This window comes from Brevundimonas sp. BR2-1 (assembly GCF_037626195.1).
In the GTDB taxonomy this organism is placed as follows: domain Bacteria; phylum Pseudomonadota; class Alphaproteobacteria; order Caulobacterales; family Caulobacteraceae; genus Brevundimonas.
Genome location: NZ_JARKMV010000002.1, coordinates 18,396 through 39,526, shown reverse-complemented (window position 1 = coordinate 39,526; position 21,131 = coordinate 18,396). Strand labels below are relative to the sequence as shown.

25 protein-coding genes, 3 tRNA genes and 1 pseudogene are annotated in these 21,131 nt (G+C 68.7%); 25 read left to right on the top strand and 4 right to left on the bottom strand.

Annotation, left to right across the window (positions count from 1 at the left end; genetic code table 11):
* The first annotated feature begins 55 nt into the window (after positions 1-55).
* From BrevBR_RS09810 to BrevBR_RS09800, 3 genes are all read left to right on the top strand, one after another.
* A complete protein-coding gene (locus BrevBR_RS09810; protein WP_340000812.1) occupies positions 56-559 on the top strand; it encodes an RNA polymerase sigma factor in 504 nt (167 codons plus the stop codon).
* A complete protein-coding gene (locus tag BrevBR_RS09805; protein ID WP_340000811.1) occupies positions 556-1,293 on the top strand; it encodes a hypothetical protein in 738 nt (245 codons plus the stop codon). Before BrevBR_RS09810 ends, BrevBR_RS09805 begins: the two co-directional genes overlap by 4 nt.
* Before the next feature lie 74 nt (positions 1,294-1,367).
* Positions 1,368-1,538: a hypothetical protein gene (locus tag BrevBR_RS09800; protein ID WP_340000810.1), complete on the top strand. Its 171-nt coding sequence runs from the start codon at positions 1,368-1,370 to the stop codon at positions 1,536-1,538.
* Here BrevBR_RS09800 and BrevBR_RS09795 read toward each other — a convergent pair.
* On the bottom strand, positions 1,535-3,517 hold the full coding sequence (locus BrevBR_RS09795; protein ID WP_340000809.1) for a CASTOR/POLLUX-related putative ion channel: 1,983 nt from the start codon (positions 3,515-3,517) through the stop codon (positions 1,535-1,537). The genes BrevBR_RS09800 and BrevBR_RS09795 overlap by 4 nt on opposite strands.
* Positions 3,518-3,749: 232 nt before the next feature.
* Between BrevBR_RS09795 and BrevBR_RS09790 the strand changes: the two genes are divergently transcribed.
* Positions 3,750-5,384: a PAS domain-containing hybrid sensor histidine kinase/response regulator gene (locus BrevBR_RS09790; RefSeq protein ID WP_340000808.1), complete on the top strand. Its 1,635-nt coding sequence runs from the start codon at positions 3,750-3,752 to the stop codon at positions 5,382-5,384.
* Positions 5,385-5,609: 225 nt separating this feature from the next.
* Positions 5,610-5,888 (top strand): DUF3471 domain-containing protein, encoded by a 279-nt coding sequence (locus tag BrevBR_RS09785; protein WP_340000807.1) that lies wholly within the window; start codon positions 5,610-5,612, stop codon positions 5,886-5,888.
* Positions 5,889-5,891: 3 nt separating this feature from the next.
* Here BrevBR_RS09785 and BrevBR_RS09780 read toward each other — a convergent pair whose 3' ends face one another.
* On the bottom strand, positions 5,892-7,874 hold the full coding sequence (locus tag BrevBR_RS09780; protein WP_340000806.1) for an acetyl/propionyl/methylcrotonyl-CoA carboxylase subunit alpha: 1,983 nt from the start codon (positions 7,872-7,874) through the stop codon (positions 5,892-5,894).
* A gap of 222 nt (positions 7,875-8,096) precedes the next feature.
* On the opposite strand from BrevBR_RS09780, the gene BrevBR_RS09775 reads away from it, so the two are divergent.
* Positions 8,097-9,590 carry a hypothetical protein gene (locus BrevBR_RS09775; protein WP_340000805.1) on the top strand — a complete coding sequence of 498 codons (1,494 nt, stop codon included), beginning with the start codon at positions 8,097-8,099 and terminating at the stop codon, positions 9,588-9,590.
* A gap of 75 nt (positions 9,591-9,665) precedes the next feature.
* Here BrevBR_RS09775 and BrevBR_RS09770 read toward each other — a convergent pair whose 3' ends face one another.
* Positions 9,666-9,842, bottom strand: a complete 177-nt coding sequence (locus BrevBR_RS09770; protein ID WP_340000804.1) for a hypothetical protein — start codon at positions 9,840-9,842, stop codon at positions 9,666-9,668.
* Between the two features lie 76 nt (positions 9,843-9,918).
* On the opposite strand from BrevBR_RS09770, the gene msrB reads away from it, so the two are divergent.
* From msrB to BrevBR_RS09755, 3 genes are all read left to right on the top strand, one after another.
* A complete protein-coding gene (gene msrB, locus BrevBR_RS09765) occupies positions 9,919-10,410 on the top strand; it encodes a peptide-methionine (R)-S-oxide reductase MsrB (RefSeq protein ID WP_332639372.1) in 492 nt (163 codons plus the stop codon).
* Positions 10,411-10,530: 120 nt separating this feature from the next.
* The gene (locus BrevBR_RS09760) at positions 10,531-11,115 is read left to right on the top strand and encodes a hypothetical protein (RefSeq protein ID WP_340000802.1); all 585 of its coding nucleotides are present in this window, start codon (positions 10,531-10,533) and stop codon (positions 11,113-11,115) included.
* A 191-nt stretch (positions 11,116-11,306) separates the two neighbouring features.
* Complete coding sequence (locus BrevBR_RS09755; RefSeq protein WP_332639370.1) at positions 11,307-11,531, top strand: hypothetical protein; 225 nt, start codon at positions 11,307-11,309, stop codon at positions 11,529-11,531.
* 129 nt (positions 11,532-11,660) lie between these two features.
* On the opposite strand, the gene BrevBR_RS09750 is transcribed toward BrevBR_RS09755, so the two are convergent.
* Positions 11,661-11,735: transfer RNA gene (locus tag BrevBR_RS09750), tRNA-Thr, on the bottom strand.
* Between the two features lie 99 nt (positions 11,736-11,834).
* Here BrevBR_RS09750 and BrevBR_RS09745 point away from each other — a divergent pair.
* The 16 genes and pseudogenes from BrevBR_RS09745 to BrevBR_RS09670 all read left to right on the top strand — a co-directional run.
* Positions 11,835-12,017, top strand: a complete 183-nt coding sequence (locus BrevBR_RS09745) for a hypothetical protein (RefSeq protein ID WP_332639369.1) — start codon at positions 11,835-11,837, stop codon at positions 12,015-12,017.
* A gap of 98 nt (positions 12,018-12,115) precedes the next feature.
* Positions 12,116-13,405, top strand: coding sequence for a UDP-N-acetylglucosamine 1-carboxyvinyltransferase (gene murA / locus BrevBR_RS09740; protein ID WP_340000801.1), 1,290 nt, complete (start codon positions 12,116-12,118; stop codon positions 13,403-13,405).
* Complete coding sequence (locus tag BrevBR_RS09735) at positions 13,395-13,874, top strand: DUF2948 family protein (protein ID WP_340000800.1); 480 nt, start codon at positions 13,395-13,397, stop codon at positions 13,872-13,874. Before murA ends, BrevBR_RS09735 begins: the two co-directional genes overlap by 11 nt.
* The gene (locus BrevBR_RS09730; protein WP_332639366.1) at positions 13,871-14,335 is read left to right on the top strand and encodes a UPF0262 family protein; all 465 of its coding nucleotides are present in this window, start codon (positions 13,871-13,873) and stop codon (positions 14,333-14,335) included. Before BrevBR_RS09735 ends, BrevBR_RS09730 begins: the two co-directional genes overlap by 4 nt.
* 103 nt (positions 14,336-14,438) lie before the next feature.
* Positions 14,439-14,660, top strand: coding sequence for a translation initiation factor IF-1 (infA, locus tag BrevBR_RS09725; protein ID WP_013269122.1), 222 nt, complete (start codon positions 14,439-14,441; stop codon positions 14,658-14,660).
* A gap of 10 nt (positions 14,661-14,670) precedes the next feature.
* Positions 14,671-15,246 carry a Maf family protein gene (locus BrevBR_RS09720; RefSeq protein WP_340000798.1) on the top strand — a complete coding sequence of 192 codons (576 nt, stop codon included), beginning with the start codon at positions 14,671-14,673 and terminating at the stop codon, positions 15,244-15,246.
* Positions 15,243-16,268, top strand: coding sequence for a ribonuclease E/G (locus BrevBR_RS09715; RefSeq protein WP_340000797.1), 1,026 nt, complete (start codon positions 15,243-15,245; stop codon positions 16,266-16,268). The genes BrevBR_RS09720 and BrevBR_RS09715 overlap by 4 nt, the downstream gene beginning before the upstream one ends.
* 2 nt (positions 16,269-16,270) lie before the next feature.
* Complete coding sequence (locus tag BrevBR_RS09710) at positions 16,271-16,435, top strand: DNA gyrase inhibitor YacG (protein WP_332639363.1); 165 nt, start codon at positions 16,271-16,273, stop codon at positions 16,433-16,435.
* Between the two features lie 63 nt (positions 16,436-16,498).
* Positions 16,499-16,574: transfer RNA gene (locus BrevBR_RS09705), tRNA-Phe, on the top strand.
* 393 nt (positions 16,575-16,967) lie between these two features.
* Positions 16,968-17,876, top strand: a complete 909-nt coding sequence (locus BrevBR_RS09700) for a MotA/TolQ/ExbB proton channel family protein (protein ID WP_332639362.1) — start codon at positions 16,968-16,970, stop codon at positions 17,874-17,876.
* 5 nt (positions 17,877-17,881) lie between these two features.
* Positions 17,882-18,325 (top strand): biopolymer transporter ExbD, encoded by a 444-nt coding sequence (locus tag BrevBR_RS09695; protein WP_056620816.1) that lies wholly within the window; start codon positions 17,882-17,884, stop codon positions 18,323-18,325.
* Positions 18,322-19,038 carry a TonB family protein gene (locus BrevBR_RS09690; RefSeq protein ID WP_332639361.1) on the top strand — a complete coding sequence of 239 codons (717 nt, stop codon included), beginning with the start codon at positions 18,322-18,324 and terminating at the stop codon, positions 19,036-19,038. Before BrevBR_RS09695 ends, BrevBR_RS09690 begins: the two co-directional genes overlap by 4 nt.
* Positions 19,039-19,201: 163 nt before the next feature.
* Positions 19,202-19,399: a hypothetical protein gene (locus BrevBR_RS09685; RefSeq protein ID WP_332639360.1), complete on the top strand. Its 198-nt coding sequence runs from the start codon at positions 19,202-19,204 to the stop codon at positions 19,397-19,399.
* 164 nt (positions 19,400-19,563) lie between these two features.
* Positions 19,564-20,310, top strand: a complete 747-nt coding sequence (locus BrevBR_RS09680) for a M48 family metallopeptidase (RefSeq protein WP_332639359.1) — start codon at positions 19,564-19,566, stop codon at positions 20,308-20,310.
* Positions 20,311-20,391: 81 nt separating this feature from the next.
* Positions 20,392-20,468 (top strand) — tRNA-His (locus tag BrevBR_RS09675).
* 29 nt (positions 20,469-20,497) lie between these two features.
* Positions 20,498-20,947: pseudogene (locus tag BrevBR_RS09670) on the top strand (methyltransferase domain-containing protein); the annotation flags it as partial.
* Positions 20,948-21,131 lie beyond the last annotated feature (184 nt).

Below are 21,131 nucleotides of genomic sequence, written 5' to 3'. Positions count from 1 at the left end.
CAATGGATGAAACGTCGGGGGCGGGGCGTTTCATCCCCATGACCGGAGTGCGCGCTTGGATGGATTTCAGACGGAGCTGGTGGCGCTTCTGCCAAGGCTGCGTCGTTTCGCGCGCGCCATCTGCCGCTCCGACGCCGACGCCCAGGACCTGGTCCAGGCCACGGTGGAGCGGGCCCTGGCCAAACGCGGCGGCTACCGTGCCGGGACGCGGCTGGACAGCTGGGCCTTCACGATCATGAGACGGATCCACATCGATGAGGGACGGTCGAGGACGCGGTGGGGCCGCGTGGTCTCGCCCGAGGACGCCATGACGCCCCATGTGGCGGACGCGGGGCAGGCGGACGAGGGCCTGCGCGCCGACGCCCTGGCCGTGCGCGAGGCGATCCACCGACTGCCGGACGATCAGAGGCTGGCCGTGGCGCTGGTGCTGGTCGACGGCCTGTCCTACGCCGAGGCGGCCAACGTGCTGGGCGTGCCCGCCGGCACCCTGACCAGCCGCCTCGTGCGCGGCCGCCAGACCCTGATCCAGACCCTGACCGAACAGGGAGTGAGCGCATGACCAACGACTTGTACGATGACGAAATCCTGATGCGGCGGGTGGACGGCGAACTGGGCCCCGACGCCGGGGCGGCGATCGACGCGGCCGCCGCCGGCGATCCGGCGCTGGCGCGGCGGCTGGAGCGGCTGCGCTCCCTGAGGGCGTTGACGCGCGAGGCCTTCCCGGCGGCCCAGGACCCGCGCGACGCCGACCTGACGCGCCTGATCATGAGCGGCGGAACCCGGAACCGGCCCTGGACGGCCCGGTTGGCGGGCGGCCTGCGCGAGGCGTTCGCGCCGCGTCACGCACCCGTCTGGGCCGGGGCGGCGGCCGCCTGTTTCGTGCTGGGCCTGACCGTGGGCTGGCTGGGGCGGGACCGCACGCCCGAGGGTTTTGCGGTCGCGTCCGACGGCGTGCTCGCCGACGCTGCGCTGGTGCGCGTGCTGGATGGCGGCCTCGCGGCGGACGGGGCGGACGGCGAGGGGCGGGCCGTGGGCCTGACCTTCCGCGACGCCGACGGGCGCTGGTGCCGCACCTTCCGGGCGGGCGACGCCGGAGTGGCCGGCCTCGCCTGCCGCACCGACGGCGACTGGCGCATGCAGGCGCTGGCGCCGTTCCAGGCTTCGGGTTCCGAGGTCCGCACGGCGGGCGCCGACACGCCGGCGGCGGTGCTGGCCGCCGTCGACGCCCTGATCGCCGGCGAGACGCTGGACGCCGCGGCCGAGGCGCGGGCGCGGGACGCCGGCTGGCGCTGACGCCGGACGGGATGAAACAGGCGGGGCCGTTCGTTGGACAACGGGCGCTTTCACCCGATCCCGACGAGGTCCGCATGGACGAGGAAACCCTGCGCAGCCGCGTCGAATGCTGGCGCCGCCGCGCCGCCGACGCGCTGGACGCCCGCGAGCGCGAGGCCAGCGCCGAGCTGGCCCGCCACTATGAGGCCCTGCTGGCCTATCTGCTGGAGACCCGAACTCCCGCAGATGAGGGCCGGACGGGCTAGTCTTCAGCCAGCACGATCACCCGGTCCTCGGGCTCATACGACAGCCGTTCCGACTTCGATGGATTGACGACCACGCCGCCCATGTTGCGGCCGTCGTCGGCTTCGTCCGGGCGGCGGCGGCGATAGCCGATGGCGGTTTCACCCCTGCGGCCGGCGGCCTCGGCGATGGTGTAGAAGCTGACGGGCTGGTCCAGATCGACGTAGTCGCCGACGGGTCGCATGTAGATTTCCGACCCGTCCTCATCCAGCAGGTCGTCGAAGATGGCGGACAGGTATTCGTTCTCGGACGCCTGGGCCAGCATCAGGCTGACCAGCCGGTTGGAGACGACGAAGTCGTCGGCGCGGGTGACCTCGGCCAGCTCCCGGTTGCGGATGTCGATCATCTCCGAGACGACGCTGATGTGCTCGCCCAGCCGTTCCGACAGTTTGCGCAGGTGCAGCAGGGTGATCAGCGTCCGGGTGTCGGCCGACTGGGCCTCCATGTGGTCGGAATAGCCCAGCACCATGATGCTGTCGTAGGTCAGCGGCTCCAGCGCCTCCAGCGCGGCGGCGTGGCTGGTGTCGATGATGCGGACCTCGACCTTCATGTTTCTCGAACCGAGGGGCATGGCGCGCACCTCCTCGGCCAGACCGGGGACGTCGCCGGCGATGGTCAGGACCGAGCCCGCCTTGACGTAGCGCGACAGCTCGTGGGCGATCATCGGGCCGCGGCGGTTCCAGCCGATGATCAGCACCCGCTCGGCGACGCGCTTGACCGCCACAGGCTTGCGGATGACCGTCGGATCGACGGCGTCGTCGGCCATGGGTGTCAGGCGGATGGCGGCGTCGTCCTCGGCGATGATGATGGCGCGGCTGCCGGCGGTGATGACCTCGTCCATCGGCGGGTTCATCCGCACCCGGCCGTCGGGATAGCGCAGGCCGATCAGGGCCGAGTCCTCATAGCCCATGATGGCGTCGCCCCAGGTCACGCCGACCAGCTCCTCCAGTTCGGTGGTGTAGATTTCGCAGCCGTCGAAATCGAGCAGTTCGGAATAGACGGCGGACAGGCCGGCCTGCCGGCTGGACTGGACCACGATGCGCGAGATCAGGTCGTCGGCGAGGACCAGCTGGACCTCGTCGCCTCCGACGATGCGGGCCACCTCGGCGTTGCCGGCGCTGCGCAGTTCGGCGGCGATGCGGTAGCGTTCGATGCGGCGCTGGGGGTCGTTGGTCAGGGCCAGGACGGTCTTGATCACCTGGCTGTCGGGATCGGCCGCGCCCTCGGGCGAGACGACGATGATCGAGCGGCAGGTCTGGGCGTTGACCAGGCTGAGGTCGAACAGGTCCGTCGGGTCGCCGTTGCGGCAGATGATGCGGGTGTTGCCGAGGTTCGGGACCTTGTCGGCGATCTCGTCCTCCATCTCGACCTTGTCCTTGTCGGCCATGATAACGATGCGCGGATTCCGGCGGCTGGCGTTGGCGATGACCAGCTCCGACAGGATGTCGAAGATCGACGGCGACCAATTCAGGATGATGGTGTGATCGGTCTCCAGCACGCGCGAGCGGCCTTTGCGCAGCCCCTCCAGCGCCGAGTCCAGTCCGGCCGAGATGATCGAGATCAGGGCCGAAAAGACCAGAATGCCCATCAGGGTCACCACCAGGGTGACGAAGCGGAAGACCCAGCCGGAGTCCCCGCCCATGGTCCCGGCGTCCATGGTCCGCATCAGCGACTGCCAGGCCGCCTCGCCGAAGTCGAAACCGCCGTCAGGGCCGATACGGGTCAGGGCCAGTATGGTGGCCGCGAGCGCGATCGTGACGACCGACACCAGCGCCAGCCACCCCGCCAGCGCCACCGGCCCCGCCGCCATGCTCTTGTCGAAGGCGTAGCGGATCCGTTCGCCCAGGGTCACATCCCCGGCGTGGCCCTTGGTAGTCGAGACTTTCGCCGCGGCCGGTTTCGTCCCGGCGCGCGCGGCCTTGGCGCGGATAAGCGAGCCCATGGATGCTGGTCCCCCGCGCGCCGTGATCAGCGCGCCTGTGATTCCGCCGCCCCCCACGAACGGCGATCGCACCGGCGGCGGCAGCCGAGCTTCGGGACGAACGCCCCTTCCTACGCCGGAACGGCGGCCGCGGATAGTACAATCATGACGTGTATTGGCATGAAGGGAGGGCCATCTTAACCTCGCCGGTGCAGAATCGGGCACGTCGCCGTTCCGTGAGGATTATCGCTTGATGCCCGCCCAGCCGTCCCGCCCCGAACAGGACGCCGATGCGCTGGCCATCGGCACCTTCTTCGACGTGTCGCTGGACCTGCTGGTGATCCGCGAGCTGGACGGGCGGGTCGTCCGGGCCAGTCCATCGTGGGAGACCGTCCTCGGCTGGCGGCCCGACGAGATGGAGGGCCTGCCGCTGCTGCGCCTGCTTCATCCCGACGACGAGATCGCCACCCTTGAAAGCGTCATCGAGGTCGAGACCCGCGGCCCCCGCGACCCCATGGTGGATTTCAAGAACCGCTATCGCCACAAGGACGGCGGCTACCGCACGATCGAATGGCGCGCCCGGCGGGTCGGCGACCGCGTCTATGGTGTGGCCCGCGATGTCACCGACCGCGTCGCCGCCGAGCGCGAACTGCTGGACGCCAAGGCCGCGGCCGAGGTGGCCAACCAGGCCAAGACCGACTTCCTGGCCAATATGAGCCACGAGATCCGCACGCCCCTGAACGGCGTCATCGGCCTTATCGGGGCTCTGGGGCAGAGCGACCTGACCCCGGAACAGCGCGAACTGGTCGGGCTGATCGAACAGTCGGGCGTGACCCTGGAGCGGCTGGTGTCCGACATCCTCGACGTCGCCAAGATCGAGGCCGGCCATCTGGATTTCGCCATCGGCGACATGGATCTGGAGCGCGAGCTGGACGGCGTCATCGAGACCGCCCGGATCAAGGCCGAGGCCAAGGGGCTGGCGTTCCACGTCGAGCGCGGCCCGGGCGCACGCGGCGACTTCCTGGGCGACGCCACCCGCATCCGCCAAGTGCTGTCCAACCTGCTTTCGAACGCTGTGAAGTTCACGCCCGAGGGTCAGGTCTCGGTCTCCGTCGAGGTGGCCGACGACACTCCGGAGCCCGGTATCGCCCAGCTGCGCCTGACCGTGCGCGACACCGGCGTGGGTTTTGACGCCGCCGCGGGCGAGGCGCTGTTCCAGCGCTTCAGCCAGGCCGACAGCACCATCACCCGCCGCTTCGGCGGCACCGGCCTGGGCCTGTCCATCTGCCGCTCGCTGGTCGAGATCATGAGCGGCGAGATCACGGCCGAGTCCGCGCCCGGCGAGGGCAGCTGTTTCACCGTCAGCATCCCCCTGTCGCGCACCCGCTCGGTCGCCGCCCATGACGCGGCCAATGACGCCGCCCGCGCCCGCGCCGCCGATCTGGCCCCCGTCGGGATCGGCCCCGCGCCCTGGATCGGCGACGCCGCCCTGCGCGTGCTGCTGGCCGAGGATCACCCGGTCAACCAGCGCGTCGTCCAGGCCATACTGTCGGGAAGCGGCATGCAGGTGACCACCGTCGGCGACGGCGACCAGGCGGTCGCGGCCTTCACCGCCGACGCCTTCGACCTGATCCTGATGGACATGCAGATGCCGGTCATGGACGGCCTGACCGCGACACGCGCCATCCGCGAGCTGGAGCAGGCGCAGGGCCGGGCGCGCACCCCCCTGATCATGCTCAGCGCCAACGCCATGGCCAAACACGTCCAGGACGCCGCCGAGGCCGGCGCCGACGCCCATCTGGCCAAGCCGATCACGCCGGGGGCGCTGATGGAAGCGATCAAAGCGACCGTGCCGGAGCCGGTTCAGGCGATGGCGGCGGCGGGGTAGGGGCACCGTATCTCTGTTGGCGATCGCCGGCCAGCCAGACAGACTGTGCGCGACAACCTGTTGATCCGCCCGACCGTCCCGACCATCGCCATCTGCGCGCCATAGGCGGGCCCCTCGGCCTGGTTCCGATCGCCGCTGCGGATTTCAGCGAATGCTCATGGTTCGCTCATGCCGCTCACGCGGCGCTGCGTCAGTCTGCAGGCTGTGCTCGATCAAGGTGATCCCATGCCCAGCCACCCCGAACTGCGCGACTACGCCGGACGATACGACAGCGGCGAGCTGGGCGCCTGCGCCGAGGTCACGGCCGGCGACGGCGGCTTGGCCCTGCGTTTCGGACGCGGCTCGCTGAGCCGGCTGGAGCTGGCGGCGGCGGCGCCGGACGTGTTCCGGCTGGGGTCGATGGTGGCGCGGTTTCACCGCAACGGTGCGGGCGCGGTAACGGGTTTCAGCTACAGCGATCCGCTGCTGCCCGGCCTGAGATTCACCCGGCCGGGCGCGGACTGAGGCTCACGCGAACTCCACCAGCACGTCATCGGCGGCCACCGGGTCGCCGGCGGCGGCGCTGACGGCTTTCACCACGCCGTCGCGTTCGGCCTTGAGGATGTTCTGCATCTTCATGGCCTCGATGATGGCGACGGTCTCGCCGGCCTTGACCTCCTGGCCGACGGTCACGGGGATGGAGACGACCAGGCCGGGCATGGGGGAGGCGATCAGTTTCGAGGTGTCGGCGGCGACCTTTTCCGGCAGGCGGGCATAGAGCTCGGCCGTGTGCGGGGTCAGGACGCGGACGCGCGCCTTCGCGGCGCGGTGCCGGATGATGAAACCGTCGGCGACGCGGGAGACCTCGGCGGTGAAGGGCTCGCCGTCCAGTTCGGCGCGGAACTGGGCCAGGCCGGGCCGCCAGTCGATCTCCGTCAGGCGGGCCTGGCCGCCCCCGGTGAAGGCCAGCAGCAGCGCCTCGTCGGCGTCGTAGGACAGGTCGACGCCGTGGGGCGCCTTGTCGATCAGCACGACCCAGTCGGTGCGGTCGGACGGGTCGCCGGCCTGTTCGGCGGCGATTTCGTTCATGGCGACGGCGGCGGCGATCATGATCTGCGTCTGGCGCGCGTCGGGCTTCAGGCCATGGAAGCCGTCCGGGAATTCGTCCTTGATATAGCTGGTCGAGATATGGCCGCTGCGGAAGCGCGGCTGGTCCATGACGGCGGACAGGAAGGGGATGTTGTGGCCGACGCCCTGCAGATGGGTGTCCTCCAGCGCCCGGGCCATGCCGGTCAGGGCCTCGTCCCGCGTCGGGCCCCAGGCGCACAGCTTGGCGATCATGGGGTCGTAGAACATGCTGATCTCGTCGCCCTCGCGGACGCCGGAATCGTTGCGGACGACATAGCCGTCCTCGTGCTCGCCCTCCTCCGGCTGCTCATAGCGGACGAGGCGGCCGATCGACGGCAGAAAGCCCCGGTACGGATCCTCCGCATAGATCCGGCTCTCGATGGCCCAGCCGTTGATGGCCAGATCCTTCTGCCCGAACGCCAGCTTTTCCCCCCAGGCCGACCGGATCATCTGCTCGACCAGATCGACCCCCGTGATCAGCTCGGTTACCGGGTGTTCGACCTGAAGACGCGTGTTCATCTCAAGGAAAAAGAACGACTTATCCTGACCAGCAACGAACTCCACCGTACCGGCCGAGTCGTAGTTCACCGCCTTGGCCAGAGCCACCGCCTGGGCCCCCATGGCGGCGCGGGTCTCGGGGTCCAGCAGCGGCGACGGCGCCTCTTCGATGACCTTCTGATTGCGGCGCTGGATACTGCACTCGCGTTCAAAAAGATGGACCACGGCGCCGTGCTTGTCGCCCAGGACCTGGATCTCGATGTGGCGCGGATCGATGATGAATTTCTCGAGGAAGACCCGGTCGTCGCCGAAGGCGTTCAGCGCCTCGGCCTTCACGGCGGCGAAGCCCTCGGCCATGTCGTCGTCGCCGTGGGCGACGCGGATGCCCTTGCCGCCGCCGCCCGCGGAGGCCTTGATCATCACGGGATAGCCGATCTCACGGGCGATCTTCACGGCCTCCTCGGTGGTCTCGATCAGGCCCATGTGGCCGGGCACGGTGGAGACCCCGGCCTCGGCGGCGAATTTCTTGGAGGTGATCTTGTCGCCCATGGCCTCGATGGCGTGGGGATTGGGGCCGATGAAGGTGATGCCCTCGGCTTCCAGACGGCGCGCGAAGGACGCGTTCTCGCTCAGAAAGCCGAACCCGGGGTGGACCGCCTCGGCGCCGGTCTGGCGCACGGCGTCGACGATCCGGTCCTGCAGCAGATAGGACTGGGCGGCGGGGGCGGGGCCGATCAGCACGGTTTCGTCGGCCATCTCGACCGCCAGCGAACCGGCGTCGGCCTCGGAATAGACCTGCACCGTCCTGATGCCCATGCGGCGGCAGGTCTTGATGATGCGGACGGCGATTTCGCCGCGATTGGCGATCAGGATTTTGGAGAACATTGGGCTCTGAATCTGAGGCGAACGTGATCGCCGCGTGAAGCGGTTGCCCCGATTAGGCCGCGATCTGGCGGGAGTAAACCAAGGGGGCGTTCAACTGCGCGGCGTTCGGGGTTGGCAAAGCCAGTCCCGATGAGGTTAAACCCCGTTCCAGTTCCGTTCATCGGCGCCCGTTCATTGTCGACCACTCCCCCGTCCCGCTTATTTGGCCCGGAGCCTGACCTGATGTCCCGCATGCTTACCTTCGCCGCCGCTGCGGCCCTGACCGTGGCGATGACCGCCGGATCGGCCGCGGCGCAAGACTTCCGCGCCCTGGCCCGTCAGGACCTGCAACGGGCCCATGACGAACTGGCGGCCAACCATCCGGCTCCCGCGGTGTCGGGCGCCGCCAGCCAGACGTTCCGCGGCTGGCTGGACGCCGGCCTGCAGGACGCCCTGGGCCGGGCCGGCCAGGCCAACAGCGGCGACGCCCACGCCTATCTGATGCGCTACTACGCGGCGGGCTTCCGGGACTCCAACATCGCCATCACCCCGACCTTCGAAGGCATGGGCCCCTATTTCGGCACCAGCTGGCCCGGCTTCGCCACCGGCTGGCGCGGCGGCAAATACGTCGTCACCTATGTGAAGCCCGGCACCCGCGGCGCGCCTCGGGTCGGCGACACGGTCGTCGACTGCAATCTGACCCCCATCGAGGAGTTCGCCCGCAAGAAGCTGGACCTGTGGGAAGGCAACCTCGACACCGAGGCGGGTCGCGTGACCTCCGCCCCCTATCTGATGTGGAACCGCAACAATCCGTTCGCCGCCGGCGTGCCGTCGATCTGCAGCTTCCAGTCCGGCCGCGGCCGTCCGCGTGAAATCCAGATCCGCCCCATGCCGGTGGTCGCCGGCGATCTCGAGGCCGCCTACCGCGCCACCGTCTACATGCCGCCTGCGACCCCGCTGGGCGTCGAGACCGTCAACGGCCGGCCCTGGGTGCATGTCCATTCCTTCGCGGACAGCGCCGACTGGCGCTCGTTCAACGCCGCCGTCGAAGGCCAGGCGGCCGCGCTGCGCGGACCCCAGGGCTTCGTGCTGGACCTGCGCGCCGCCTCGGGCACCGGCCAGAATTCCTCGACCGCGCGCGGCTATGGCCTGGCCAACCGCATCTGGACGCCCGAGTTCACCGTCAGCCGCCAGCCCGCCGCCGGCGAACTGACCTACCGCGCCACCCAGGGCAACCGCGACTGGTACGCCGCCGCCCTCGGCCGCATGGAGGCCGACCCGCAGTTCGTGCAGGAAGCCGGCCCCGTGATCGAACAGACGCGCGAGATCGTGGCGGCCTTCGACGCCGCCATCGCCGCTGGCCAGCCGACCTTCACCCTGGCCGGCCGCGCCGCCGTGGCCGACACGGGCGCCGCCAACCCGGTGCAGGGCCCGGTGATCGTTCTGGTGGACGCCGGCTGCTCGGGGGGCTGCCTGGACACGCTGGACCTTTTGTCGAAGCTGCCGAACGTGCGCATCGCCGGTTCGACCACCGCCACCGACTCGATCTTCGTCGAGCCGACCGTGATGCGCCTGCCTTCGAACTATTCGGACCTCAGCTACGGTCACAAGGCCTGGACCTCGCGTCCCCGTCCCAACAACCAGCCCTTCACTCCCGCGCAAGGCCTGGTCTACACGGGCAACCCCGCTGACGAGACGGCTGTGCGGACCTGGGTCGGCAGCCTGTTCGGCGGCTGATCCGGTCTTCGGTGCAGAATTTAAAGAGGCCGGCCGGGGCGACCCGGCCGGCCTTTTTTGTTGGAGAGTAGATGGTCAGTCGCGCTTTCGGGCGCGGTCGGCGGCGTCCAGCATGCGGATGCCGGAGACTTCCGCGGCGTCCGCGGTCAAGTTCATGGCCGCTTCGGGCGGGTCCTTGATCTCCACGACTCCGTGCCTGGCCTTCGGGGTCAGCGGCTCGGTGATCAGATCGGAGCGAGGTTTGTCAGTCATGGGCAGAGAACGGTTGCCGACACAGGCCGTTCCGACGGCGAGTTGCGAACTGCCGCGGAGTCCCCAAGTGACCAGTATGCCCGACACCGACATCGCCCCGACCCTGCGTTCCCCCTCCGGCTACGACCTGACCCCGCCCTCCGACAGTCAGCGCGCGGCGCTGGAAGCCGATCTGTCCGCCGAGGAGAGGCGGGTGCTTCTGGCCCATGGCACCGAGGCGCCGTTCTGCGGGACCCTGCTGGGTGAGAAGCGGGCGGGCGTGTTCTGCTGCCGCGAATGCGGCCTGCCGCTGTTCCGCACCGGGACCAAGTTCGAGAGCGGAACCGGCTGGCCCAGCTTCACCGAGCCCGTGGATCCAACGCATGTGACCGCGATCAGCGACCATTCCTACGGCATGACCCGGACCGAGACCCGCTGCGCGCGCTGCGACAGCCACCAGGGCCATGTGTTTCCGGACGGTCCGGGACCGACGGGTCTGCGCTATTGCATCAACTCCGTGGCGCTGAGCTTCGTGCCGGAAGGAGCGCCTCTGCCGGACCCCCTCGGCCGGGGAGACGGCAACGCCTGACCATGGCGCGATCGCGCCTGTGGTCCCGTGCGGAGCTTCCTCCGGAAGCCGCGAACATTTTTCGGATCACGCTCCGGCCTTATTTGAAGCTAGGGTGTTGGTCGTACAGGAGTAGGGCGAATGCTGATCACCGCACTGTTGATGGCCGGAGCCCTGACGGCGGGCGATCCCGACGGCGTTGTGGCCACCGCTCCCGCCACCGCCGTCGATCTCGGGGTCACCGCCCCGCCGGTCGCGCCGTCGGTTGAAGGCGCAGCCCAGGCGGGCGTGCCCCACAACCTCACCACCGACGAACAGATCGACCGCTGGATCGCCGCCCGGACCGCGGACGAGCGGCCGTATGACCGGGCCCGGGGCGAACCGCTGGACGACGGGCTGCCGCACGGTGAGGTCAGCGTCAGCGTCGGCACGGGCGGCTATCGCGACTATGGAGCCGCGGTCTCCCTCCCCATCGGCGAGAACGGTCGGTTGAGTCTCAGCTACCGCCAGATCGAGAACGGCTACCCCTATGGCGGGTACGGCTACGGTTACGGGTCCGGCCATGGCTACGACCAAGGTTACGGCGGTGCGGCGCTCGACGACAGCGGCTACGTCTTCCCGGGATATCGCCCCGGGGCGGCGGCGCAGTTCGAGGCTCGCGTCATGCGGCCCGACGGTCCTCCGAACCGGTGGCCGCTGGTTCAGCAAAATCGCGCCGAGCCTTGACAAGACCGCCTGATCCGGACGGTCGGATTTCCATCCAGGCGAGAATGGACCTGATCTGGCGAAGTGGGCCCTTGGCGCCACGGCGAAGCTTAATTCGTTAACGCCGTCGCAATGCCCCCAGTTGTATGCCATGACACGCATCGGCGCCGTCAGGCGTCGTCCACCATAACCCGGCTACAGGAATCACGCCCATGAAGAAAACCATTGCCGCCGTTACGGCGGGCCTGCTGCTGATCGCCGGCCAGGCGACCGCGGCCAACACCACCGCCACCGCTCGCATTGGCGACCGCGTCGGCGCATCGACCGCTGAGTCCAGCGAGTTCGCCGGCGTGCCGGTGGCCGTGCTGCTGATCGGCGCCGCCGTCATCGTCGCGACCATCGTCGTCGCCACGGATGACGATTCCGAAAGCGACTGAGTCTGACGCCGGAATACAAAAGCCCCGCCGGCGACGCCGGCGGGGCTTTTTCTTTGAGTCGCGCCTCGTTCCGGGCCGGAACGCAAACGGGGCCTGACCGCGAAGTCAGGCCCCGTAAGGGTTTCAGAGTGGTGCCGCCGGGGGGAATCGAACCCACGACCTCAGCCTTACCAAGGATGCGCTCTACCACTGAGCTACGGCGGCCTGATCTGAGGAAGCGGCCCTATAGCCAACCGTGGACAATGGGGGAAGCCCCGATTTGGGATGCTTGCGGAAAAGTTCGGCGCGGGCTCTCCTCGACCCATGGATGAGTCGAAGATCACAGGGTCCCGCCCGCCGCTGCCGACGAGCCTGCCGGATCCGTTGGCCCCGGCGAAAACCCCCGCCATGGAACGCGCCCAGCGGCTGTCCACGGCGCTGCGCGACAATCTGCGACGCCGCAAGGCGGCGGGCAGGGCGGTCAAGCCGGCAACGCCGCGCAACTGAATGTCATCGCCGACTCCGCCGTCGGCCTTTCGCAACCGCAACCGTCCGGGCTAGATAGCCAACCCCCTTGCACCCCGCACGGGGTTGCAAGAGACGACATGGACAGCATCGCCATCACAGGGGGCGCCCGCCTGAACGGATCGATTCCGGTCAGCGGCGCCAAGAACTCCGCCCTCAAACTGATGGCCGCCTCGATCCTGACCGATCAGCCGCTGCTGCTGACCAACATGCCGCGTCTGGCGGACACGAAATTCCTCGGCCGGCTGCTGCGTGAACTCGGCGTCGAGGTGACGGAACGCGACGGCGCCGACGGGCAGGAGACGCTGTTCCACGCGCCGCGGATCGCCTCGACCTTCGCCCCCTATGATCTGGTCCGCCAGATGCGCGCCTCGTTCAATGTCCTTGGCCCGCTGCTGGCGCGCACGGGCGAGGCCAAGGTGTCGCTGCCCGGCGGCTGCACCATCGGCGCCCGCCCCGTCGATCTGCACCTGCAGGCCCTGACCGCCCTGGGCGCGGAGATCGAATTGGACGAGGGCTATGTCACGGCCCGTGCGCCCCACGGCCTGAAGGGCGCGGAGATCGAGTTTCCCTTCGTCTCCGTCGGCGCGACCGAACACGCCCTGCTGGCCGCGGTGCTGGCCGACGGGGTGACGGTGCTGAAGCACGCGGCGCGCGAGCCCGAGATCGGCGATCTGGCCCACTGCCTGACCGCCATGGGCGCGAAGATCAGCGGCATCGACACTGACGAACTGGTCATCACCGGAGTCCCGTCGCTGGGCGGCGCGACCTGGTCGGTGATTCCCGACCGGATCGAGATGGGCTCCTACGCCGTCGCCGCAGCCATGGCCGGCGGCGAGGTGCGGCTGACGAAGGCGCGTCCCGAACTGATGGCCGCGCTCAGCGAGAAGATGATCGAGTCCGGGGTCGAGGTGACGCCGACCGCCGACGGGGTGATCGTCAAGCGCGATCCGGCCGTGCGGCTGAAGGCGGTCGACGTGGCCACCGAGGTATACCCCGGGTTCGCCACCGACCTGCAAGCGCAGTTCATGGCCCTGATGACCACCGCCGAGGGCGACAGCGTCATCCATGAGAATATCTTCGAGAACCGTTTCATGCACGCGCCCGAACTGGCGCGTCTGGGGGCGGACATCCATGTCCATGCCGGCGAGGCCGTTGTGCGGGGCGTGCCCGTGCTGCACGGCGCGCCGGTCATGGCCACCGACCTCAGGGCCTCGGTCAGCCTGGTGATCGCGGGCATGGCGGCCGAGGGAGAGACCACGGTCGGCCGCGTCTATCATCTGGACCGCGGCTTCGAACGGCTGGAAGAGAAGCTGAGCGCTTGCGGAGCCGAAATCCGCCGCATCAAGAGCGACGGGCATGAGCACTGAGGCGCGGGAGAAAGAGTCCGACGCGGCGGCGGCGACGCCGGCCGAGCCCCTCCGCCTGCTGGCCGAGGACGCCGACGACCTGCACATCATCTCGGCGGCGCTGCAGGACGCCATCCTGCGCCCCGTCGACATCGTTTGGGAGCCGGCGGCGCGGCGGGTGACGCTGAAGCTGAGCCGCTTCTGCTGGGAATGCGGCGGGACACGGGTGATGGCGGCGATGCAGTTCGGCGACGTGATCGCGGTCAAGAGCCGCCGCCTCCCGCGCCTGCCGGAAAGTGCGCTGGAGCTGCTGGCCATGGATTTCGTGCCCGACGAGGCGCCGGGCGGGCGGGTGATCATGATGTTCGCGGGCGGCGGCGATCTGCGCATCGACGTCGAGTGCATGGACGCGGTGCTGACGGACCTGTCCGAGCGCTGGCCCGCCAGGGTCGCGCCGACGCATCTGTCGCGGGAGGCGGACCCCGCGTGAGCGAGCACCGGCTGACCTCGATCGATCTGGACGCCGCGACCCTGCCGTCCGCGACCGCCGAGATCGAGCACGAGCGGCGCGTCGCCATTTTCGATCTGATCGAGAAGAACAGTTTCGAGCCGGTCGGCGCGGCGGGCGGCCCCTATGCGCTGAGGTTGGCGTTGGTGGACGGGCGGCTGGCGTTCGAGATCACCGGGCCGGATTTCCACCGGGTCCACGGCCTGTCGCTGACACCGCTGAACAAGGTGGTGAAGGACTATATCGCCATTTGCGACAGCTATTACGAAGCCCTGCGCGGCACCTCGCCCTCCCAGATCGAGGCCGTCGACATGGGCCGCCGCGGCCTGCACAACGAAGGCGCCGATCTGCTGAAGACCCGGCTGGACGGCAAGATCGCCGTCGACCACGAGACCGCGCGGCGGCTGTTTACCCTGGTGACGGCGCTGTACCGGCGCGGTTGATCTCGACTATCCCGGCGTTTTCGGGCATTAGGCCCGCTCTTTTCGACGCGCGCTTTCGCCCGGCGCGCGTCCTGACTCGTATTCACAGGGCGCGAGAGGCCGCATGGCTAAGGAAGAACTGCTCGAGTTTCCCGGCGTCGTCAGCGAACTGCTGCCGAACGCGACGTTCCGCGTGCTGCTCGAGGGGAACGACCACGAGATCATCGCCCACACCGCCGGCAAGATGCGCAAGAACCGCATCCGCGTGCTGGCCGGCGACAAGGTTCTGGTCGAGATGACGCCCTATGACCTGACCAAGGGCCGCATCACCTACCGCTTCAAGTAAGGGCGCGCGCTTGTCGCGTCCTGAACTTGTGCTGGCCTCGGCCAGCCCGCGCCGCATCGAACTGCTGGCGCTGGTCGGGATCACGCCCGACCGCGTCGATCCCGCCGACATCGACGAGACCCCCCTCAAGGACGAGACGCCGGCACGGCTCGCCGCGCGGCTGGCCGTGTCGAAATCGCAGGTCGCGGCCGCCCGGTCGCCGGACGCGGTGGTTCTGGCCGCCGACACCGTCGTGGCGCTTGGCCGGCGCCTGCTGGAAAAGGCCGCCGACGAAGCCGAGGCGACCCGGTTTCTGAAACTGCTGTCCGGTCGCAACCATCGCGTGTTCACCGGTGTGGCCGTGACGGCCGCCGGGCGGACGAGGCAGCGGGTGGTCGACACGCGCGTCTCCTTCAAGGTTCTGTCCGACGCCGAGATCGCCGCCTATGTCGCCTCGGACGAATGGCGTGGCAAGGCGGGCGGCTACGGCATCCAGGGCCGGGCAGGGGCGTTCGTCACCCGTCTGGTCGGCAGCTATCCCGCCGTCATGGGCCTGCCGCTGTTCGAGACGGTCAATCTGCTGAACGGCGCGGGCTGGCGGGCGTGAGCGTCGAGGTCTTCCTCGATGATACGCCGGGCGAGCTGAGGGCCGTCATCCGGCGTGACGGCCATTTCGAACATCTGCTGATCGAGAGCGAACGCGACGACCCACAGACGCGGCTGGGCGCCCGCTCCGTGGCGCGCGTCCGGCGGGCGGCCCCCGGCCTGAAGGGCGCCTTTGTCGACCTCGGCGCCGGCGGCGAGGCCTTCATGTCCCTGCGCGGCGGCGGCGTGGCCGCCCCCGTGGGATCCAAGATCGAGGTCGAACTGGTCGCCGAGCACCGCGCCGGAAAGGCCCCCGCCGTGCGCTGGATCGGGCCGGCCGAGGGCGAGCCGCGCCTGCTCACACCCGCGCCGACGCTGACGGAGGCGCTGGCCCGGCTGGCGCCCGGGGTGACGCCGGTCACCGGCAAGGCGGCCATCGAGGCGGGCTGGCAGGCCGTAGAGGAATCTCAAACCCATCCCGCCATTCCCGGCGGCACGGTCGCGGTCGAGCGGACCCGGGCCATGGTCACGGTCGACATCGATCTGAACAGCCATGACATGGGCCGGGCGCGCGAACGGGACGCCGCGAATCGCCGGGGGCTGCTGGAGGCGGCCCGGGCGATCCGGCTGAGGCGCTGGGCAGGACTGGTGGCGATCGACCTGATCGGCGCGGGGCACGACGGCGCGGCCATCCTGAAGGTTGCGAAGGCGGCGTTCGGCGACGATCCCCGGATCGCCTATGGCCCGGTCAACCGTTTCGGCGTGCTGCAACTGGCCCTGCCGTGGGAGCGCACGCCTCTGGAAGAGGTCCTGTACCGTTACCCTTCCATTCGCGCCTTCGGGGCGGGTCAGGCCGCGCAGGAAGTGACGCGGCGGATCAAATTCGAACTATTATCTGACACCACCCGCGCGCGGATCACCGCGCGGTGCCCCGCCGAGGTGGCCAGGCTGGCCGCGCCGCTGGTGGCGCAACTGGGTCCGCGCGCCCATCTCAGGGCCGACGACAGCCTGCCGACCGGCGAGCATGTGATCGAGGCGGAGTGACCATGGCGACCTGTCCCATCTGCCGCCGCCATCCGGCCGACGAAAAATACAAACCGTTCTGCTCCAGGCGCTGCGCCGACGTCGATCTGCAGCGTTGGTTCACGGGCGGATACGTCCTGCCTGACAGCGGCGGAGACGTCCCGACGGACGATGGCGAAGAAGACTGATCTGACGGCTGGACACCCCCGGAGCGCTCGCCTATAGACGCCGCCTCGCGCCGCGAAGCGTGCGCCTGGGTAGCTCAGTTGGTAGAGCAGTGGATTGAAAATCCACGTGTCGGTGGTTCGAATCCGCCCCCAGGCACCATCGCTTCCGATCCCGGCGTGCGGCGAACGCCCGAACCGGGCCGGTCCACCATCATGAAAATGTCGCTTTCGGCCCCAATCTTCAGTGATCGGGGCCTTGGCTCCCCCGCGAGGGGAAAAGCACGTTCCCGCACTTGACGCTCTGGTATGCGTTCGCCAAAGGAGCTTGACCGCTTTCCTTGGCGGGCAGTCGGCGAAGAGGGAAAACGGTTTCCCTGTTCATCGGCGCCGCACCGGAAGCCATTTGGCAACCGGAAGCGTCAGCAGGCGTTCCAAAGACCGGGGTTCCTTAACCCTGCTCTACGGGCAAGAATTTCATCGAGGGCGGTCGTCGTCTGCGGCCGTTTCTTTTGGGTTCCACAAGTCAGACCAAAACAGCAGGAACTGGCGAACTATGTTCGATATCAAGAAAACCAACATCCTCCTGGCCATGGCCGGCGCCGCCGTCCTTATGGCTGGTACGCCGGTTCTCGCGCAGGATGCCCCCGCCGCCGCCCCGGCCGCCGCTGCAGCTGCTCCGGCCGCTGACGCCGCCGCTCCGGCCGCTACCCCCGCCGCTGACGCCGCCCCGGCCGCCGATGTCGCCGAACCCGCCGTCGTCGGCGGTGAATCGCACGGCAAGCTGACCCCGGCCCGCATGTTCATGGACGCGGACGTGGTCGTTAAGGTCGTCATGACCGGCCTGCTGCTCGCCTCGGTCTTCACCTGGGTGCTGCTGCTCATCAAGATCTTCGAGTTCGGCTCGCTGAACCGCAAGACGGACGTGTTCCTCGAGAACTTCCGCCAGGCGCGCACCATCGCCGACATGCGCCGCGTGGCCACGTCGGACGAGTTCGACGGCAACCCGCTGGCCGACATGGCCGCCGCGGCCACCGACGAAATCGAACTGTCCCGCCAGGCGGGCCTCTCGGTCACCGGCGATCACGCCGACTCGGCCCTGATGCGCGCCCAGCAGGCCGTCGGCGCCGTTCAGGCCGGCCTGGCCAAGCGCCTCTCGGGCGGCCAGCAGTTCCTCGCCTCGGTGGGTTCGACCGGTCCGTTCATCGGTCTGTTCGGCACCGTTTACGGGATCATGAACTCCTTCATCGGCATCGCGAACACCAACACGACCAACCTGGCCGTCGTCGCCCCCGGTATCGCCGAGGCGCTGCTCGCCACCGGTATCGGTCTGTTCGCCGCTATCCCGGCCGTTATCTTCTACAACTACTTCAACACCCGCATCTCGGCGTACGGCACCCGTTCGGACGGCTTCTCGGCCGAGCTGACCAACGCCATCTCGCGTAACCTCGACAAGGGAGCGTAAGCCCGATGGCCGCCAAACTTTCAGGCGGCGGTGGCGGCAAGTACAACGTCGAGCAGAACAGCGAGATCAACGTCACGCCGTTCGTGGACATCATGCTTGTTCTGCTCATCATCTTCATGGTCGCGGCGCCTCTGGCGACCCCGTCCGTGGAAGTGAAGTTGCCGCGAGCTGTCGCTCCTCCGCAGACGAACCCGCCCGTGCCGATCTATATTTCGATCACGCCGAACGGTCGGGCTTACCTGGGCGATTTCCCCGTCGAGCTGGACCAGATCGGTACGGAACTGACGGGCCAGATCGGCCGTCGTAACCCCGCGGACGAACGGATCTTCATCCGTGCGGACCGGACCACCCGTTACGGTGATTTCATGCAGGTCATGAACTCGCTGCAGGACAACGGCTTCTACAGCGTCGCCCTGGTGGGTGAAGACACGAAGGCGCCGGGCACATGACAGACGTTGAATACCACCGCTCCAGGTACGACGCGCCGAAGCCCAAAGGCTTGTTCGGCGTGCCCCCCGGGGTCCTGCTGATCAGCCTGCTGATCGTCTCGATCCTGTTCGCGGCCCTGGCCTTCTACTTCATCAACGCCCAGTTCAAACTGCGCGAAGTGAACTATTCGGATGACGCCGTCGACGTCGAGATCATCGAGCCGATCCCGCCGCCGCCGCCGCCTCCGCCGCCGCCTCCGCCGGACACGCCCCCGCCGCCCAAGCTGCAGGTGCGTCCCCCGGTCGTCGTTCCGAACGCTCCGCCGCCTCCGGTGACGCTGCCGATCGAACCGACGAAGAAGGAAGACCGGGTCGAATATACGGGTCCGCCCGTCATCGTCCCCGGACCTCCGCCGCCGCCGGCTCCGCCGGCTCCGCCGCGGCCGTCGACCATCACCAACCCCAGCTGGTCACGCCAGCCGGCTGGTGAGTTCCCGGAACGCGCCATGTCGCGCGGTATCGAGAACGGTACGGTCGTCATGAACTGCCTGGTGAACGCCAATGGCAGCCTGACGGACTGCAACGTGGTTTCGGAGACGCCTGCGGGCGCCGGGTTCGCACAAGCCGCGCAAGCGGGGGCCCGTCGGGCGAGGCTTTCGCCCCGCACCGTCGACGGCGCCGCCACCAATGCGCGGGTCGTGTTCACGACGCGGTTCCGCGCCGCCGAGGAATAGGAACCTTCCGGTTCCGACCAGAACGCCCCGGGGGTCTCCTCCGGGGCGTTTTTTTGACCCTCGCTATCACCTAAGCGTGTGTTTCTAACGAGAAACAATCTGATAGATTCGCGTTTGACGTGTCCATTCCGGCGCGTCTGAATGCGACATTGAGGAGAGAGACATGCGTAAGTTGGTCACCCGGGCGATGGCTGTGGTTGGTATCGTCGGCGCTTGCCTGGGAGCGCCTGTCGGCGTTGGAACCGCCGCCGCGCAACAGATGCCCTACATCTGTCCCGAGACCGGAGAACCGGCGGAAACCCTCGTCTGCTATTATGATCGGGATACCCATCGGCTGCTGTACTGCCGGATCGAGTGCTAGATCACGCTTCAGCCTGTCGGGCTTTGAAGGCGTAGCAGGGTGGCGAGGTTCGTCTCCGGCATCAGGCCCAGGAACACCCCGGGGAGCGCTCCGGGGTGTTTTTCTTTGTGCGGAGCTTTTCGGGGCCCCGGACATTATGAGGGCGCTGTTCAGGAGACGTCCTCATGAGATCACTTGCCGCCGCCGCCCTACTGGCCTGTTCCGCCGCCGCCCTCGGCGGGTGCGCCTACAATGAAACCCTTGGCCGCAACCAGCTGCTGATTGTCGACGACAGTTCCCTCGCGCAACAGTCCGATGCGGCGTGGGCGGAGGCTCTTCGCACCCAGCGGGTTTCCTCCGACGCCGCCGGCAACGCCCGCATCCGCCGGGTCGGCGACAAGATCGTCCAGGCCGCGGGCCTGACCGACCGCCGCTGGGAGTACGCCCTGTTTGTGAGCGACAGTCCCAACGCCTTCGTCCTGCCCTCCGGCAAGATCGGCGTGACCACGGGTCTGCTGGCCCTCGTCCGCAACGACGACCAGCTGGCGACGGTCCTCGGCCATGAGGTCGGCCATGTGGTCGCGCGCCATGCGGCGGAACGCTATTCGACCACCGCCTTGACGAACATCGGCCTCAGCGGGGTTCAGGGCGTCGCGGGCGACTATGGCCGCGCAGCGGGCGCGATCGGCGGCCTGGGCGCGCAACTGGGCTTCCTGTTGCCGTTCTCGCGCAGCCACGAGCTTGAGGCGGATCGGCTCGGCGTCGACTATCTGCAGCGTGCGGGCTATCGCCCCTCCGAGGCCGTGGCGCTGTGGCGGCTGATGGCGCAGCAGCGTCAGGGATCCAATCCGGAATTCGCCTCGACTCACCCGTCGGACTCGACACGGATCGCCGCGCTGGAACAGTACATCGCCAGCCGCGGCTGGAGCTGAAGCGTTCGGCTGCGAATAATCCCGCCCGGTCGCTTGATCGGGCGAGGCTGTCCCGGTAGATACCGCCCTCGCGCTGATTGCGCCGCCTTAGCTCAGTTGGTTAGAGCGCCGGTTTGTGGAACCGGAGGTCCTCAGTTCAAGCCTGAGAGGCGGTACCATCCTCACCGTGGCGGAGGGCGTTTCCGGCATGACCGATACGTCCCGTCCGCAGCCCGGAACAGGCTGGGATCCTTCACAGTATCAGCGGTTCGAGGCCGAGCGCGATCGCGCCGCCCAGGACCTTCTGGCGCGCCTGCCCGCTGACATGACGCCGCGCGAAATCTGGGACCTGGGCTGCGGCGCCGGCCAGCACGCGATCCAGCTGCACCGCCGTCATCCCGGGGCCGCCGTCCACGGTGTGGATTCCAGCCCGGCCATGCTGGAGCGGGCGAGGGCGGCGAGGCCGGATGTCGACTGGCGGCTGGGCGACCTGGCCGACTGGAGTCCCGAGGTCCCGGCGGACCTGATCTTCGCCAACGCCTCGCTGCAATGGGTCCCGGACCACGCCGTCCTGTTTCCCCGGCTGATCGAGGCGCTGGCGCACGGCGGCGTCGTCGCCGTGCAGATGCCGATGGCCCATGAGAGTCTTCAGCACACCCTGATGCGCGAGGTCGCGGGCAGGGGGCCCTGGGGGGACCGTCTGTCCGGCGTCCGGACCATCGCGCCGCTGTTGTCCGCCGAGGCCTATTACGACCTCCTGGCCCGCGACTGCGCCGGGATCGACATCTGGTCGACCCGCTACCTGCATGTCCTGGGCGGGCCGGACCCGGTGATGGAGTGGA